Origin of the sequence: Actinomadura sp. WAC 06369 (assembly GCF_003947565.1) — a bacterium.
Taxonomy (GTDB): Bacteria; Actinomycetota; Actinomycetes; order Streptosporangiales; family Streptosporangiaceae; genus Spirillospora; species Spirillospora rifamycini.
This window is the reverse complement of record NZ_QHJN01000087.1, coordinates 18,718-33,994: the sequence shown is the minus strand read 5'-3', so window position 1 is coordinate 33,994 and position 15,277 is coordinate 18,718. Positions and strand designations below refer to the sequence as shown.

Annotated in this window: 18 protein-coding genes; 6 read left to right on the top strand and 12 right to left on the bottom strand. The window is 76.0% G+C overall.

Annotation, left to right across the window (positions count from 1 at the left end; all coding sequences use genetic code 11):
* Nucleotides 1-4: 4 nt before the first annotated feature.
* Genes DMH08_RS23000 through DMH08_RS22990 form a run of 3 tightly spaced genes read right to left on the bottom strand, consistent with a single transcriptional unit; the run spans nt 5 to nt 3,022 of the window.
* On the bottom strand, nt 5-994 hold the full coding sequence (locus DMH08_RS23000) for a HEAT repeat domain-containing protein (RefSeq protein WP_125617631.1): 990 nt from the start codon (nt 992-994) through the stop codon (nt 5-7).
* Nucleotides 995-1,004: 10 nt separating this feature from the next.
* The gene (locus DMH08_RS22995) at nt 1,005-2,345 is read right to left on the bottom strand and encodes a sensor histidine kinase (RefSeq protein ID WP_026405453.1); all 1,341 of its coding nucleotides are present in this window, start codon (nt 2,343-2,345) and stop codon (nt 1,005-1,007) included.
* On the bottom strand, nt 2,342-3,022 hold the full coding sequence (locus tag DMH08_RS22990) for a response regulator transcription factor (protein ID WP_199747954.1): 681 nt from the start codon (nt 3,020-3,022) through the stop codon (nt 2,342-2,344). Before DMH08_RS22990 ends, DMH08_RS22995 begins: the two co-directional genes overlap by 4 nt.
* 27 nt (nt 3,023-3,049) lie before the next feature.
* Between DMH08_RS22990 and DMH08_RS22985 the strand changes: the two genes are divergently transcribed.
* Nucleotides 3,050-3,511 carry a hypothetical protein gene (locus tag DMH08_RS22985; RefSeq protein ID WP_125617626.1) on the top strand — a complete coding sequence of 154 codons (462 nt, stop codon included), beginning with the start codon at nt 3,050-3,052 and terminating at the stop codon, nt 3,509-3,511.
* Nucleotide 3,512: 1 nt separating this feature from the next.
* On the opposite strand, the gene DMH08_RS22980 is transcribed toward DMH08_RS22985, so the two are convergent.
* The 4 genes from DMH08_RS22980 to DMH08_RS22965 form a co-directional block, all read right to left on the bottom strand.
* Complete coding sequence (locus DMH08_RS22980; protein WP_158642376.1) at nt 3,513-5,003, bottom strand: tetratricopeptide repeat protein; 1,491 nt, start codon at nt 5,001-5,003, stop codon at nt 3,513-3,515.
* Between the two features lie 145 nt (nt 5,004-5,148).
* Nucleotides 5,149-5,688: an AAA family ATPase gene (locus tag DMH08_RS22975; RefSeq protein WP_125617622.1), complete on the bottom strand. Its 540-nt coding sequence runs from the start codon at nt 5,686-5,688 to the stop codon at nt 5,149-5,151.
* Nucleotides 5,689-5,737: 49 nt separating this feature from the next.
* The gene (locus DMH08_RS22970) at nt 5,738-6,232 is read right to left on the bottom strand and encodes a hypothetical protein (RefSeq protein WP_125617620.1); all 495 of its coding nucleotides are present in this window, start codon (nt 6,230-6,232) and stop codon (nt 5,738-5,740) included.
* Complete coding sequence (locus DMH08_RS22965) at nt 6,225-7,625, bottom strand: MFS transporter (protein ID WP_125617618.1); 1,401 nt, start codon at nt 7,623-7,625, stop codon at nt 6,225-6,227. Before DMH08_RS22965 ends, DMH08_RS22970 begins: the two co-directional genes overlap by 8 nt.
* A gap of 87 nt (nt 7,626-7,712) precedes the next feature.
* Between DMH08_RS22965 and DMH08_RS22960 the strand changes: the two genes are divergently transcribed.
* Nucleotides 7,713-8,576, top strand: a complete 864-nt coding sequence (locus tag DMH08_RS22960) for a helix-turn-helix domain-containing protein (RefSeq protein ID WP_199747953.1) — start codon at nt 7,713-7,715, stop codon at nt 8,574-8,576.
* On the opposite strand, the gene DMH08_RS22955 is transcribed toward DMH08_RS22960, so the two are convergent.
* Nucleotides 8,521-9,171, bottom strand: a complete 651-nt coding sequence (locus DMH08_RS22955) for a PaaI family thioesterase (protein WP_125617614.1) — start codon at nt 9,169-9,171, stop codon at nt 8,521-8,523. The two genes, DMH08_RS22960 and DMH08_RS22955, sit on opposite strands and share 56 nt — an antisense overlap.
* A gap of 110 nt (nt 9,172-9,281) precedes the next feature.
* Here DMH08_RS22955 and DMH08_RS22950 point away from each other — a divergent pair, with 110 nt between their 5' ends.
* Complete coding sequence (locus DMH08_RS22950) at nt 9,282-9,965, top strand: DUF4870 domain-containing protein (protein ID WP_125617612.1); 684 nt, start codon at nt 9,282-9,284, stop codon at nt 9,963-9,965.
* A 34-nt stretch (nt 9,966-9,999) separates the two neighbouring features.
* Here DMH08_RS22950 and DMH08_RS22945 read toward each other — a convergent pair whose 3' ends face one another.
* Both DMH08_RS22945 and DMH08_RS22940 read right to left on the bottom strand, forming a co-directional pair.
* On the bottom strand, nt 10,000-10,824 hold the full coding sequence (locus DMH08_RS22945) for a TIGR03619 family F420-dependent LLM class oxidoreductase (protein WP_026405448.1): 825 nt from the start codon (nt 10,822-10,824) through the stop codon (nt 10,000-10,002).
* Nucleotides 10,825-10,897: 73 nt separating this feature from the next.
* Nucleotides 10,898-11,641 carry a hypothetical protein gene (locus tag DMH08_RS22940; protein WP_125617610.1) on the bottom strand — a complete coding sequence of 248 codons (744 nt, stop codon included), beginning with the start codon at nt 11,639-11,641 and terminating at the stop codon, nt 10,898-10,900.
* Between the two features lie 128 nt (nt 11,642-11,769).
* On the opposite strand from DMH08_RS22940, the gene DMH08_RS22935 reads away from it, so the two are divergent.
* Nucleotides 11,770-12,360 (top strand): GNAT family N-acetyltransferase, encoded by a 591-nt coding sequence (locus tag DMH08_RS22935; RefSeq protein WP_026405446.1) that lies wholly within the window; start codon nt 11,770-11,772, stop codon nt 12,358-12,360.
* A gap of 3 nt (nt 12,361-12,363) precedes the next feature.
* On the opposite strand, the gene DMH08_RS22930 is transcribed toward DMH08_RS22935, so the two are convergent.
* A complete protein-coding gene (locus tag DMH08_RS22930) occupies nt 12,364-13,020 on the bottom strand; it encodes a cyclase family protein (RefSeq protein ID WP_125617642.1) in 657 nt (218 codons plus the stop codon).
* A gap of 42 nt (nt 13,021-13,062) precedes the next feature.
* Between DMH08_RS22930 and DMH08_RS22925 the strand changes: the two genes are divergently transcribed.
* The gene (locus tag DMH08_RS22925; RefSeq protein ID WP_026405444.1) at nt 13,063-13,890 is read left to right on the top strand and encodes a HipA family kinase; all 828 of its coding nucleotides are present in this window, start codon (nt 13,063-13,065) and stop codon (nt 13,888-13,890) included.
* A complete protein-coding gene (locus DMH08_RS22920; protein ID WP_051301473.1) occupies nt 13,887-14,297 on the top strand; it encodes a DUF3037 domain-containing protein in 411 nt (136 codons plus the stop codon). Before DMH08_RS22925 ends, DMH08_RS22920 begins: the two co-directional genes overlap by 4 nt.
* A gap of 5 nt (nt 14,298-14,302) precedes the next feature.
* Here DMH08_RS22920 and DMH08_RS22915 read toward each other — a convergent pair whose 3' ends face one another.
* Nucleotides 14,303-15,211, bottom strand: coding sequence for a hypothetical protein (locus DMH08_RS22915; RefSeq protein WP_026405442.1), 909 nt, complete (start codon nt 15,209-15,211; stop codon nt 14,303-14,305).
* Nucleotides 15,212-15,277 lie beyond the last annotated feature (66 nt).

The following is a 15,277-nucleotide window of genomic DNA, read 5'->3' as shown; positions in this document are numbered from 1 at the left end:
GCGGTCAGCGGGGCGGGGGGACGCGGGGGAGGGCCCGGGTTAGTTCGCGGGACGTCCAGGTGCCGTCGTCGACGGCGAGGCGCCGCAGGGACGGGGCCAGCGGCGCGGCGGTCCCGCCCCAGCGGGAGACCTGGCAGACGAGCTCGAACAGGAAGGGTTCGAGGGCTCCGGGGACGGCGGCGTCCAGGCGGGCGCGGACCGGCGGCAGCAGGACGGACGCGTGGTCCTTCATCGCGTGGACGGACCACTCGATGTCCTTCGGCAGCCGGTCGCGGGCGAGGATCTCCGCGAGGGGGCGCGCGGCGCGGGCGTCGCCCCGCTCGGCGAGCGTGCGGACGGCGAGGTCGCGGGCCTCGCCGCCGGGGCGGGCCAGCGCGCCCGCGACGAGGTCGCGGGCGCGGCGGTGGGGCGCCCGCGCCAGGACGCGGACGGCGCGGAGCGCGACGCGGTCGTCCGGGGAGCCCGCCAGGCGCGCGAGCGGCCGCAGGAGGTCGGCGGTGTCGCGCGGGGACGGCGACACGGGGGCGGCGGGCCCCGGCTCGCGGAACAGGTCGCCGCACAGGTCGAGCGCCTGGAAGACGCGGCGCGGGTCGTCGAGGAGGGGCAGCAGGCCCGCGACGGTCGGCGGGTCGAGGGTCGCGGCGAGGAGCGGCCGTTCGCGGCCCGTCCGTTCGAGGGCCAGGCGGACGGCCCGGGCCGTCGCGAAGCGGAAGCTCGCGTCGTCGGAGTCGGTCGGGTGGTCGCGGGCGGCGCGGAGGGTGACGCGGACGGGCAGGGGTCCGGCGCCGAAGTGGTTCTCGAGCCGCTCGCGGGCGGTCTCGTCGACGACCGGGACGAACCGTGCCTGGGAGTCGGGGTACTCCATCGCGCCGGGGGCGAGCGCGTTCACGAACGCGTACGTCGCGGCCGGTTCGAAGTCGAGCACGACGAAGGCGAACCGGGCGGGGCAGGCCGTCTGCTTCCTGTGGACGGCCTCGACTCCGATGGCGTGCATGCGCCCGACGCTAGCGGGCGTGGCGGCGGCGGACGAGCCGGCGGGAGCGGCGGGGCGGCGGCAGGTACTTCGTGCGGAACCACATCTGGATCTGGGCGCCGCCCAGCACCGAGCGGTGGATGCGCAGGTGGCCGCCGGTCGACTCGGCGGCGCGGCGGGCGATGTCGAGGCCGAGGCCGGTGGAGCCGCCGCCGCTGCTGCCGCGCCGCAGGGCGGCGTCGGGGTCGGCGATGCCGGGACCGCCGTCGGCGACGAGGATCCCGGTGACGCCCTGCCCCTGGTGCAGGGTGACGGCGAAGGCGGTGCCCTCGGCGGTGTGCCGGAACACGTTGCCGAGGAGGGCGTCGACGGCGGCGGCGAGTTCGGTGCCGGGGAGCGGGAGCGGCGCGGGCTCCTCGGCGCCGATCAGCTCGCAGGCGCGGCCCTCGTCCTCGGCGAGGACGGACCAGAACCGCACGCGGTCCCGCAGGACCTTCGCGGCGTCGCAGCTGCCGCGCCCGGTGGGGCGGCGGACGGTGCGGATGATCTGGTCGACCTCGCGCTCGATGCGGTCGACGGCCTCGCGGGTCTCGTCGGCGACGGGTCCCGGGCCGAGCGCCTCGGCGTTGAGGCGGAGCGCGGCGAGCGGGGTGCGCAGGCGGTGCGAGAGGTCGGCGGCCATCTCGCGCTCGGCGGCCAGGAGCTGGACGACGTGGTCGGCCATGGCGTTGAAGGCGCGGCCCGCCTCGACGAGCTCGGGCGGGCCGTCGGGCTCGATGCGCACGCTCAGCTCCCCGTCGCCGAACGCGGTCGCGGCCACCGCGAGCCGCCGGGTGGACCGGATCATCCGGTTGCCGAGCCGGTCGGCGACGGCGACCGACCCGGCGACGAGGGCCGCGGCGACGGCCGTCATGACGAGCCACGCCTCCAGCACCCCGCGGGACATGTCGGCGGACGGGACGAACACCTCGATGACGGCGATGCGGCCGGCGTCCAGCGCGACCGGCTGCAGGAGCGCGTACCCCTCGGGCACCCGGACGGTGTAGGCGCGGCCGCGGCGGCCGGCCCGGTCGAGCTGCCGGGGGTCGGCGTTGACGTCGCCGCGGGACCCCGCCGGGACGGTCGCGCCGCCCGGCATGTGCAGGGTCATGCGGCCGGCGGCGCCCGCGCGGGTGCTGGCGACGGCGCGTTCGAGCGCGGCGGGGTCCTCGGTGACGGCGAGGACCGGGCCGAGGGCGCTGGCCTGCCGTTCGGCGGCGGTGAGGGCGCGGTCCCGGGCGATCTCCCGGACCGTGAGGGCGAGCGGGATGAGGAACGCGAGCGCGACCATCGAGGTGACCGCGAGGGACACCAGGACGAGCGTCCGCCTCATGCTTCGGGCGCGGCGAGCCGGACGCCGACGCCGCGGACGGTGTGCAGGTAGCGGGGCGCGGCGGCGGTCTCGCCGAGCTTGCGGCGCAGCCACGACAGGTGCACGTCGATGGTCTGGTCGTCCCCGTACGCCTGCCGCCACACCTCGGCGAGGAGCTCGCGGCGGGCGACGACCCGGCCGGAGCGGGCCGCGAGGTAGGCGAGCAGGTCGAACTCGCGGCGGGTCAGCCCGAGGCCCGCGCCGTCCAGGCTGGCCTCCCGGCGGTCGAGGTCGATGTGCAGGCCGCCGACGGTCAGCTCGGCGGCGGGCCCGGACCGCGCGGACCGGCGCAGCACGGCGGCGAGGCGGGCGTTGAGGTGCTCGGCGGAGAACGGCTTGACGAGGTAGTCGTCGGCGCCCGCGTGCAGCAGCCGGACGATCTCGGGCTCGTCGTCGCGGGCGGTGGCGATGACGACGGGGACGTCGGAGACGCCGCGGAGCATCTTCAGCACCTCGGCGCCGTCGAGGTCGGGCAGCCCGAGGTCGAGGATGACGACGTCGGGCGGCTCCCGGGTGACCTCGCGGAGGGCGTCCATCGCGGTTCCGGCGCTGCGCACGACGTGGGAGCGGGCACCGAGCTCCCGCATCAGGGCGGAACGGACGTCGGCGTCGTCCTCGACCACCAGAACACTTGCCATGGCGGCACCGTATGCCACGATGTGCTGATGCGTCGCGTGATGTCGTATGTTGCCCCGTGGGCGGGGGTGACCGCGCTCGCGGTGACGCTGTCATGGCTCGGCGTCCGCGACGTGGTGCGGGCGACGGTGTCCGAACGGGCCGCGCCGCCGCCGATCGCGGGCCCCGTGATCCGCGGGAGCCCGACCGCGCCGACCGCCGGTCCGACCGCGCGGCCGGACGGCGGCGGGCGCGACCGGGCACCCGGCCCGGCGGCGCCGCGGCCGCCGGGGAACGTGCGCAGCTACGCGGTGAAGGGCGGGCAGGCCGCGATGTCGCTGCGCGGCGGCGAGGTGCGGCTGGTGTCGGCGACGCCGAACCCCGGATTCGAGACCCGCGTGACGGGCGCGCGGGGCTGGCTGCGCGTCGACTTCCGCGCCGCCCGCCGCACGTCGTCGATCATCGCGTCGTGGAACGGCCGCGACCCGGTGATCAGGGTGTACGAGTACTGAGTCAGGCGTCCTCCTCGCGCCCCACCGTCATGGCCTCGATGAGCCCGTCCTCGGTGAAGGCGACGGTCACCCGGTCGCCGTCCGGGGACACGCCGTCGATGGCGTCGGCGGACATCCGGATGCGGAACCCGTAGTGCGCCAGGAACCCCTGGACGACGTTGCGGTGGTCGTTCGGGAAGACCTGGGAGGCCGTCGTCAGCAGGCGCGGCGCCGCGAGCCGGTCGAACCGCGCGGCGGGCAGCGACGGGTCGTCGATGTGGAAAAAGCTCGACCCCTTCCCGTCGTTGACGGCGCAGCTGTGCACGCCGTTCCCGCCGAGCAGCGCGGCGGCCCCGATGGCCATCGTCACCGCGGCCTGCCGCGGGTCCGGGAAGCCGCTCAGGTCGAGCCGTCCCGTCACCAGCTCGGGGACGTCGTGCCGCTCGCCGTACTCGCGGATCGTGCGCAGCGGCGCGACGGCGGGCCCGTCCGGGGCCAGGTTCCCGTTGGCCCAGGCCCACAGCCAGCTGTCGTCGAGGCGGGAGAAGCTGCCGAGCAGGGTGACGCCGCGGAAGGTGCGGCCGCCGACCGTGAGGGTCCGCGCGTCGAGGTCGAACTCGACGTAGCCGTCGGTGTCGATCTCCTTGTAGAGGACGTCCTGCCGGTGGATCGCGGCGGCCGACCCCGCCCCGGCGAACAGCTCGAACTCCGTGCTGTAGTCGTCGAGGCCGGACGGGAAGCGGCTCCAGTACCGGGCGCGCCGGGCGTCGCCCCGGTGCATATAGATGTCGCCGAGCTTGCGGGCGGCGGCCTCGCTGCCGTGCTCCCGGACGGCGCGGCGGAACCACGCGGCGGCGGCGTCCTCGTCCCCCGCCCGGTCGCGTACCGTGCCGACGGCATAGGCGGCCTTCGGGTGCCCCAGGTCGGCCGCGCGCCGCCACGCCGCCTCGCGCCCGTCGAGGTCGCCCTGATCCTCGCGGACGAACCCGAGGTTGAAGGCCGCGACGGCGTTGCCGCGCTCGGCGGCGCGGCCGTACCAGGTCGCGGCGGCGTCCAGGTCGCCCTTGCCTCCATCGTCGAAGAGCCTGCCGAGGTTGAACGCCGCCTTGTCCTCCCCCCGTTCCCAGGCCCGGCGGTAGAGGTCCATGGCCTCGGCCGTCCCGTCCTTCTTCTCGAGGATCGACCCGAGGTTCAGCATGCCGCCGACGTGCCCGCCTTCGGCCGCCTGCCGGTACCACCGCTCGGCCTCCGCGAGGTCGCCCTTCTGGTCCATGGCCCAGCCGACCTCGAAGGCGCTCGCCGCGTACCCCATCTCGGCGGCCCGCCGGAACCATTCCAGTGCGCGGTCGTCCTCTTCGCGCGCCAACGCGCCCCACCCCAACTGGTGCGCGCCGCCCGGGTGGCCGGCGTCGTAGGCGCGCCGGAACAGCTCCCTGGCCTCCTCTCCCCGACCGCCGTCCAGCGCGGCCGTCCCGCGCTCGTACAGCTCGACCGACTCGGCCGGGTAACCCATGTGGCGTCCCTTCGGAAGTTCGGATGATCTTCTTGCCTGGACGCCCCCCGGCCGGTCCCGGTTCCCTTCCGCTTCAGACTTCCGCGGCCGTCCGGGGCCCCACGGACGCGGCGGGGACGCGCGCCGGCGGGCGGCCTCCGGCGGGTCAAAGCGTCCGTGCGCGGATCCACTCGACGACGGCGTCCGCATCGACCGGCCGCGCGGTATCGACGCGCAGGGTCGGGCCCAGCCCGAGCGGCCGGGCGCCGCGCCGGTCCTCCCACTCGGCGTCCGTCAGCGGCTCGCCGTGGACCGGGTGGCGCGGGTGCCGGTCCTCGAAGCGGCGCCGGGCGGTCTCCAGCGGGACGTCGCACCAGACCTCGACCGTCCGGGGGTTCCCGGCGCGGCCGAGCCCCCGCACGACCAGGTCGCGGACGTCCGGGGGCCAGCTCGACTCCAGCACCGCGCCGGCGGGCGCGTCCGCCAGCAGCGACCACATCGTCTCGCTCGCCGCCGCGCCGAGCATCGAGTTCCAGCGGCGCTGCGGCAGGCCCGGCGACTCGGTGCCCAGCACGTCGGCGTGGGTCTCCTTGATGACGTCCTTGCTGAACACCGGCAGCCCGAGGCGGGGCCCCACCTGCCGGGCGAGGGTCGTCTTCCCGGCCCCGGGCAGCCCGTTGACCAGGACGGCGAGCGGTTGCGTCATGCCGCCCCATCATGGGCCCCGCCGCGGGCGGCGTCGACGGGGCGCGCGGTCACACCGACTCGTCCACCAGGTGGGCGTTCCAGACGGCGGCCGCCTGCTCGTGGGAGTCGACGCCGGCGAAGAAGGCGTCGGCCAGGGCGGGCAGATCGGCATCGTCGACGCCCGCGACCTCGATGAACTTGGGCCGGTACACGCCGAACCCCTGGGGCGCCTGCTGCGGCCGGTACGGGACGGCCATCTTCAGCGACCGCGGGGACGACCCGTACTCGACGGACTCGACGACCAGCGCGTCGACGCGCCCCGTGTCGAGGTGGAGGAAGGCGTCGACGACGAGCGCCGCGCGGACCCAGCCGTCGCGGCCGGTGCGCAGCGCCTCCTGCCCGGCCGCCGCGGCATTCCCGACGTCGTCGTGGACCAGCCGGTCCATGCCTCGCTCGCCGTTCGGGCGCTCGTAGGCGAGCATCGGGATCAGCGTCTCGCCGTCCGAGACGCTCCAGACACCGTGGGCGGCGAAGAATCCGGCCATCGCGGCCATCTCATGCATGGTCCGGCAGCGTAGCCGCCCGGTACGACAACGCCCGTGCCGCGCACACCGCGCCGAGCGCGAGCAGGACGGCCACGGCGGCGGCCACGCGGAGGAGTCCCGCGGCGGAGGCGGGGGCCGCGAAGTAGACGCCGCCGAGCCCCGCGACCGCGACCACCCCGGCCAGCATCGGCCCGGTGGAGTTGAGCGCCGCCACCGCCGACGCGAGCCGCGGCTCCACCAGGGACGCGATCCGCGCGATGAGGGGGCTGTAGCCGGCGGCGTGCCCGGCACCGGCGAGGAACAGCAGCGGGGCGGAGGTGTACGCGTGCCACTGGTCGCGCACGAGGATCGCCAGCGCGACCGTCCCGCACGCGAAGGCGATCGGTCCCGCGACCGGGAGGGCGTCCCGCAACGGCCGCGGGTACCTGTGCCAGGTCAGGCTCAGCGCGCCGAAGCCGACGGTGTAGGGGACGAACGCCAGGCCCGCCCGGAGCGGGGAGAAGCCCAGCGCGGACTGCATGTGCAGGGTCAGGACGAGGAGGAAGACCGTGTAGCAGCCCATGACGAGCCAGCATGCGGCCAGTCCGGGCCGGACGCCTTCCGGCTTGAGCGCCGCCGGGTCCAGCAGCGGATGCCCCGCCCCGGACTCGTGCCGGACGAACGCCGCCAGCAGCGCGGCGCCGCCCGCGAGGGAGAACCACGCCCAGCCGGGGAAGCCGCGCTCGGGACCGAAGACGAGCGGGACGATGAACGCGGCCATCGCGGCGGTGAGGAGCGCCACGCCGGCGGGGTCGAGGCGCGCCCGGCCGTCGCCGCGGGAGTCCGGCAGGACGCGCGGGCCGAGCAGCAGCAGGACCGCGCCGACCGGAACGTTGATCAGGAAGACGGGGCGCCAGCCGAGGCCGAACAGGTCGGCGCCGGTGACGAGCCCGCCGGCGACCTGCCCCAGCGCGACACCGAGGGCGAGCACCATGCCGTACAGCCCGAGCGCCCGGCGCCGCGCCGCCCCCTCCCAGTGCACCTGGATCAGCGACATGACCTGCGGGATCAGGAGCGCCGCCCCCGCGCCCTGCGCGATGCGGGCGACGACGAGCACGGCCGCGTCCGGGGCCGCGCCGCACAGCAGCGACGCGCCGGTGAAGCAGCCGAGGCCGAGCAGGAACGCGCGCCGGTACCCCGCGACGTCGCCGATCCGTGCGCAGGTGACCAGCAGGACGCCCGTGGCCAGCAGGTAACCGGACACGATGAGCTGGACCGCCGTGCCGTCCGCGCCGAGGCCGGTCCGGATGCTCTGCGCGGCGACCGACACGATCGAGCCGTCCATGGAGGCCATGAGCTGCCCGGTGAGCAGGACGGCCAGCACCGCCCGCCGGCGCGGCGCCGCGGCGGCCGAATGAGGGGGAAGGGGCATGGGACCGAGCATCGGGTGCGCGCACCGGGCCGGTCTTGAAGAAATATGCGGATCGGGACTTCCGCCGCGCCGCGTAGGGTCGTGCGGGTGCGTACTGCGAAGACGGTGGTCCGGAGCCCGCACTTCGTCGTCCGGGCGGTCGAGTGCGCGGACGACCGCGCCCGCTGGTCCGGCCCCGAGGCGGCGTCCGCCGCCGAGATCGTCCTGGTGCGGCGGGGCCGGTTCCGGCTCGACCACCGGGGCGTGCGGCTGATGGCGGACACCACCACCGGCTATCTGCACCGTCCGGGGGAAGAGGTGCGCTTCGCCCATCCGGCGGGCGGCGACGCCTGCACGTCGGTCGAGTTCACCGGCGACGCCCTCACCGCGGGGATGGAGACCGCGCCCGCCCCGGCCGTCCGCGTGGACGCGCGGCTAGAACTCGCCCACCGCCTGCTCCTGCGCGCCGGGGCGGACCGGGCGTTCGCCGCCGCCGAGGCCGTCCTCGGCCTCCTCCGCCTGGTGCTCCGCGGGCAGCCCGACGACCTGCCCGCGCCGGGCCGCCGCGAGCTCGCCGACCGGGCGCGGGAGGCGGTCGCCGCCGGGGAACCGGCCGCGGCCGACCTGGTCTCGCTGGCCCGGCTGCTGGAGACGTCCCCCTCGCACCTGAGCCGGACGTTCCGCCACCACGTGGGGATGCCGCTGAGCCGGTACCGCAACCGCGTGCGGGTCAGCCGCGCCCTCGCCCGCATCGACGGGGGCGAGCGCGACCTCGCCGGCCTCGCGGCCGGCCTCGGATTCAGCGATCAGGCCCACTTCACGCGGGTCATGCGGGACGAGCTGGGCCGGACGCCCGGCCGGGTGCTGCGGGTGCTCGGCGGCGACGGCGCGCCGGAGCCGCCGGGACGGCCCGCCGTCAGGACGCCCGGAGGGGAGGCGGGACGGGGGCGGGGCCGCTCTGGGGGGCGATGAACATCGCGCTGGCCTCGACGGTCACGCGTCCGTCGGGGCCGCTGATGGTGCCGTCGGCGTAGACCTTGCGGCCCTCGACGCGGCCCGCCTTGGCCTCGACGGTGAGCGGGACGCCGAGCGGGGTGGGGCGGCGGTAGCGGGTCTCCAGGGTCGCGGTCATGCCGGGGGTGCCGGTCGCGGCGGCGGCCATGCCGAGCACCTGGTCCATGATCATCGCGGAGACGCCGCCGTGGACGAACGTGGGCGGGCCCTCGTACACCGCGGGCAGCGTGAACTCGGCGCGGACGATGCCGTCCTCGGAGACCTCGAAGTCCACGGGCGGGGCGATCGGGTTGAGGCGGCCGGTGACCGGGTTGGCGATCTGCCGGTCGAGCCCGCCCGCGCCGACCTCCCCGAAGGGCGGGTGGGCGCGGCGTTCCGCCGTCAGGCGGTCGGTGAGCGCCGCGACCTCGGCGGCCACCGAGGCGGCCTCGTCGGGCGCGACCTTGGTGAGGGTCATGGCCTCGGCCAGTTCCCGGATCCGGGCGGCGAGCGCGGCGAGCTTCGCCTCGTCGTCGCCGGACAGGACGTCGCGGTCCACGAGCACCTCTCTCATCGAGCCTCCTTAACCCGAACGGAATTCTAAGATGTGCCGCGACATGCCCGGTACGCCGGGGGTCGCCGTTGGGCCCCGGCAGAAGACCGTTCCGGGATAGATTCCGACGTATGACCGATCAGCCGCCCCCCGGGCCGGACCGGCCGCCGCCCCACCCGTCGCCGTACGGTCAGCCGTCCGGATCCCGTCCCGACTTCGCCCCGCCCGACGACCGGTCGCACGGGCAGGCCCACGGCGGTCCGGGGTACGGGCAGCAGGGCTACGGGCAGGCGGGCTACGGGCAGCAGGATTACGCGCAGCAAGGCTACGGGCAGCAGGGTCACGGGCAGCAGTACGGGTACCCCGGAGGCGGTCAAGGCGGCTGGGGCTACGGGCCGCCGCCGGGCGGGCACGCCGGAGGGCCCCACCCCGGGGGGCCCCACGCCGGAGGCCCCCGCGGCGGGGACGAGCCGATGTGGGCGATGTTCTGCTACCTCGGCTCGCTGATCGTCGGCTTCGTCGCGCCGCTCGCCATCTACTTCGTGAAGCGGCGCGAGTCGGCGTTCGTCCGCTACCACGCCGCCCAGGCGCTGAACTACGCGATCACGCTGATGATCCATGTCGTCGCGTGGCTGCTGGTCTCCGTGGTGCCCATGGTGATCACGGAGAACCCCGTGTTCCTCATCCCGCTCGTCGTCATGTACCTCGAGGTGCTGATCAGCCCGTTCGTCGCACTGATCATGGGCTCGGTGAAGTCGAACCGGGGCGAGTACTTCCGCATCCCGGCGTTCTTCTGCTTCCGGATGATCCGCTGACCCGGGCGGGCCGGTCCCGGCCGGCCCGCCCGGCTCACAGGTAGGACGACGCGTACTCGTCGAGGCACGGGAGCACCGTGTCGCGGTCCCCGGCGGGTACGCGCAGCACCGCCTCCTCGATGCCGAGGGAGGCGTAGTGGTCGAGCTTCCCGGCGGACGGCAGCGTCCCGAACGGGACCACGGGGACCATCGGGCGCCCTGCGTCCGCGCAGGCCCGCCGGAGCCGGGGCAGCGCCTCCCGGACGCCCGCACCGCCGATCGGCAGCCAGCCGTCCCCGTACTCGGCGATGTGCGCGAACAGCGTGGGCCCGGCGGCGCCGCCGAGCAGCACCGGCACCCGCCCGTCCGGTTTGGGCCACGACCAGCTCGGTTCGAACGCGACGAACTCGCCCCGGAACGACGCCTCCTCGCGCGTCCACAGCTCCCGCATGGCCAGGACGTGCTCGCGCGCCACCGCCCGGCGGCGCTTCCAGGGCACGCCGTGGTCGGCGCCCTCCTCGGCGTTCCAGCCGTAGCCGACGCCGAGCGCGACGCGCCCGCCCGCGAGCCGGTCCAGGGTGGCGACGGCCTTCGCGGTGACGATCGGGTCGCGCTGGGCCGGGAGCAGGATGCCGGTGCCGAGCGTGATCCGCTCGGTGACGACGGCCGCGGCGGCGAGCGCGACGAGCGGGTCGAGCGTCCGCGCGTACTCGGCGGGCAGCGCGGCGTCGCCGGTGGGCGGCGGCGTCTCCCGCGCGACCGGGATGTGGGTGTGCTCCGGCAGGTAGAGCGACGCGAAGCCGCGCGCCTCCGCCTCCCGCGCCAGCTCGTGCGGCGGCATCGTCCGGTCGGTGGCGAACATCGTGACGCCCAGCCGCATCCCCGGCCCCCCTCTGTCGCGCGTCGGCGGCGACCACCCTAATCAAGCGGTTGCTCGGCGCCTCGGCCGGGGCTCAAAACGCGCAGACGGCGGCGGTGGCGTCGTCGTGGGGCTTGGCGCGCGGCCAGCGGACGGCCCGCGGGTCGGTGCGCTCGACCTCGCGGGTCCGCTCGACCAGGGCGGCCGGGCCGGATTCGACGGCGAGGCGGGCGAGTCCGGCCCGGTCGGTGGCGCCGAACCGGTCGGCGAGCCGGGTGGCGCCGTCGGTGAGCAGCAGCGCGTGCCGCACGTCGCGCAGCGGGACCGTCCCGGTGATCGCGGCCTCGGCGCCGGCCGGGTCGGCCCCGGCCCAGCACGCGCCGCCGGTGATCTCGCGCAGGCCGTCGCGGCAGTCCAGCAGCAGGGTCGAGTCGGCCAGCACCAGGTAGTCGAGCAGGTCGCCGCGCACCCGGACGGCCAGGACGGTCGCGGCGGGCGTCGTCGGGACGGCCAGGTCGCACGTGGCGCGGTGCGCGGCGGCGACGTCGGCGATCGCGCCGGCGAGCCGCCCCACCAGCGGCCGGTCCGCGGGGACGTGCGCGCCCTCGGGCGGCCCCACCGGCGGGCCGGCCGGCGGCCCCGGGCCGTCCAGCATCCGGGCCAGCAGGCGGGTGCCGAGGGAGCGCGCGTACCAGGCGGTGCCGTGCACGCAGCCGAGGTCGGTCCCGAGCGCGAGGCCGCAGCCGTCCAGGACGACCGCCGCGCCGGCCGCCGCCGCCACGAAGTCCTCGTTGCCGCGCCTCGGGTCGCCCTCGTCCGTCGCCCACGTGACCCGCATGGCACTCCCCTCGCCGTGTCCGGCCCCCACTATCGCGCACCGCGCGCGCCGGGCGCGGAGCCGCGACCGGATCCGGCACGCCCGCCCCCGCATACGCTGTGATCTTGAACCGAGGAGAGGAGACGCCCATGACGAACGCCGACGCCGCCGTCCGTCCCGCGGCGCCGGAGGACGTGCCCGCCGCCGTGCGCACGCTCTCGCGCGCCTTCGCCGACTACGCCTTCACCCGCCACGTGATCGCCGCAGACCGCCACGAGGAGCGGGTGCGGGAGTTCCAGGACCTGCTGCTCCGCCGGGTCGGGATGGAGTACGGGCGGGTGTGGGTGTCGGACGGCGCGCGCGCCGTGGCCGTGTGGACGACCCCCGACGCCGACCCGACCCCCGCGTTCGCCGAGCTCGGCCCCCGGATGACCGAGCTCGCCGGGGACCGCGCCGAGGCGTACGCGGCCGCCGAGGCCGCCGTCGCGCCGTTCCGTCCCGCCGAGCCGGTGTGGTTCCTCGCCACCGTCGGCGTCGACCCGGACGCGCAGGGCCGGGGGCTCGGCGCGGCGATCGTGCGGGCCGGCGTCGAGGCCGCGGAGGCCGCCGGGTACCCCGCGTTCCTGGAGACCTCCAGCGAGCGCAACGTGGCGTTCTACGAGCGGCTGGGCTTCACGACGACCGCCGAGGTGGACCTGCCGGACGGCGGCCCCCGCACCTGGTGCATGCGCCGCGGCTGAGCCTCACGGGCCGACGCGGGCGACGGCGCGGACGGGCGCGCCGTCGGCCCCCGCCAGGCGGATCGGGAACAGGGACGCCTCGATCGCCCGTCCCGGTGCCTCCAGGAGGGCGTCGAGGTTCGTCAGGTTCTCCGCGATGACGGCCCCGGCGCCGCACAGCACCCGGTGGGCCGCGAGGGTGACGTCGTCCGAGCCCGGCGCGGGCGTCGGGTCCACGCTGAGGGCGTCGATCCCGACGGTGCGGACGCCCGCCGCGACGATCGCCTCGGCCGTCGCGGGCGCGAGGTACGGGTGGTCGAGGTAGCGGCCGGTGCCCCAGTGCCGCGACCACCCGGTGGCCACGAGCAGGACGGTGCCCGGCCCGAGGCCCGCCGGGAGCGCGCCGGGCCCGATCGGGGCGCGCGGCGGCAGCCCCCGGACGTCCATGAGCGCGGCGGGCCCGGTGAAGCGGGCGAGCGGCAGCTCGTCGAGGCGGGGCAGGGAGTCGTCGATGTGGAACGGCGCGTCCACGTGGGTGCCGGACTGCGACCCCAGGTGCAGCCGCAGGACGTTCACGCCCTCCTCGGCGACCGTGAGGGCCGGCACCGCCTCGACTTCGGGGTCCCCCGGGTAGACCTGCATGCCGGTCGTGATCGGCACCGACAGGTCCACCAGCCGCATATCCATGCGGGCGATTATCCCGGCACCCGGTAGCGTTACGGCGTGTTGCCTCATGTGACAGCCATCCGATACGTGACGCCGCTGCGCGAGGGCGGGTCGCTCCCGGGCGTCGTCGAGGCCGACGACCTCGGCACGTACGTCATGAAGTTCCACGGCGCCGGGCAGGGCCGCAAGGCCCTCATCGCCGAGGTGATCGCCGGGGAACTGGCGCGCCGCCTCGGCTTCCGGGTGCCCGACCAGGTGCTCATCGACCTCGATCCGGTGATCGGGCGGCACGAGCCCGACCCGGACGTCCAGGACCTGCTGAAGGCCAGCACCGGCCGCAACCTCGGCGTCGACTTCCTGCCGGGGTCGCTGGGCTACGACCCGCTCGGCTGGACGCCCGAACCGGACTTCGCGTCCCGGCTGCTGTGGTTCGACGCCTACATCGGCAACGTCGACCGCAGCTGGCGCAACCCGAACATGCTGGTGTGGCACGGCGACGTGTGGCTGATCGACCACGGCGCGAGCCTGATCTTCCACCACGCGTGGGCGAACGCGGCGCGGCTGTTCTCCGGCCCCTACGACGTCGACGACCACGTCCTGACCCGGTACGCGACGCGCCTGGAGGCGGCGGAGGCCGAGCTGGCGCCGCGGATCACCGAGGGGATGCTGCGGGAGGTGACCGCGCTGGTGCCGGACGAGTGGCTGGAGCGGGAGCCGGGGTTCGCCGGGCCGCAGGCCGTCCGGGACGCCTACGTGGAGGTGCTGCTGCCGCGCGCCGGGAAGCCCCGCGAGTGGCTGCCGGACCTGGAGGTGTCCGGGCGCCGCCCGGACACCGGGTCGCGGCGCGGCGCGAACCGCCCCGACTGGCTCGGAGGCCCGGCATGAGCGGCGCGACCAACATCCGGCGGGCGGACGAGCCGACCGTGTTCGAGTACGCGGCGCTGCGGGTGATCCCGCGGGTGGAGCGCGGCGAGGCGATGAACGTCGGCGTGGTCGTGTACTGCCGCGCCCGCGACTACCTGGGCTGCCGCACCCACCTGGACGCGCCGCGCCTGCACGCGCTCGACGCGTCCCTCGATCTGGACGGCGTCCGGTCGGCGCTCGCGGGCGTCGACGCGGTGTGCGGGGGCGGCGAGCGGGCGGGCCAGGCGGCGGAGGAGGCCCCGGGCGCCCGGTTCCGCTGGCTGACGGCGCCGCGCAGCACGATCGTCCAGCCGGGGCCGGTGCACGCGGGCCTCACCGAGGACCCCGCCGCCGAACTCGACCGCCTCCTGCGGCTGCTGGTGCTGTAGCGGCCTCAGTCCCACTCCCAGCGGATGCCGTGGTACCCGGCGGCCATGCCGAACTCGATGTAGTGGACGCTGTGGTAGCTCGACATCCGCAGGTCCGCGGAGTCCTTGAGGGCGGTGTGGCCGTCGGGCCGCCACGTCCGGTAGCAGCGGGCGGGCAGCGTCGCGGGGTGGAACCGGACCTCGATGAGGTACTCGTGCTGCGGGGTCCGGAAGCCGCGGCCCTCCTCGGTCACCGGCGGGCCGGTCTCGTCGAAGCCGAACCCGTACTCCAGCAGGTACGTCTCGCCGCGGCCGAGGGCGCGGTCGAACAGCAGCTCGGCGGCGATGAGGCCGCTCGACTCGTCCATCCGGACGCGCCCGAAGCGGCAGCCGCGGGCCGTCCGGGACGACGGGAGGATGCCGTGCGGGTGGTGGTAGACGGCGATCCAGCGGTCCACGCCGCGCTGCTGGGCCTGGAACACCGCGCGGGTGCGGATCTCGCGCAGCTCCCGGCGGCAGCCGATGATGTGCTGGTCGTGCAGGCTGAGCCCGGTGAGCTGCCGCTCGCCGCGGTCGCCGATCTCGTCGAGCAGGTCGCGGACGCCGGGCTCGGGGCAGAGCTCCTCGACGGACTGCCACGGCCCGGCGGAGCGGTCGGCGGACGGGCGCAGCAGCGTCAGCAGGGAGTGGCGCGGCAGTTCGAGGATGGCCTCCAGGCCGCGGACGGCGCGCAGCGAGTCGGCGCGCTCGGGCCGGGTGCGGCCGCGCTGCCAGTAGCTCAGGGTGGAGAGGCTGACGGCGATGCCCTGCTCCTCCAGGCGGCGGCGCAGCGACTCCAGGCTCAGGCCGCGCGCCTGGATGGCGGCCTGGAGGGCGACGTTGAAGGGACCGTACTGCAGGACCTGGAGAAGATCGTCCTCGGCGACACTCTGCACTGCTGGGCCTCCGGATCCGGTCCGGCCGGCCCCCGTGAAACGGCCTTGACTCGTGGATTTTCCGCT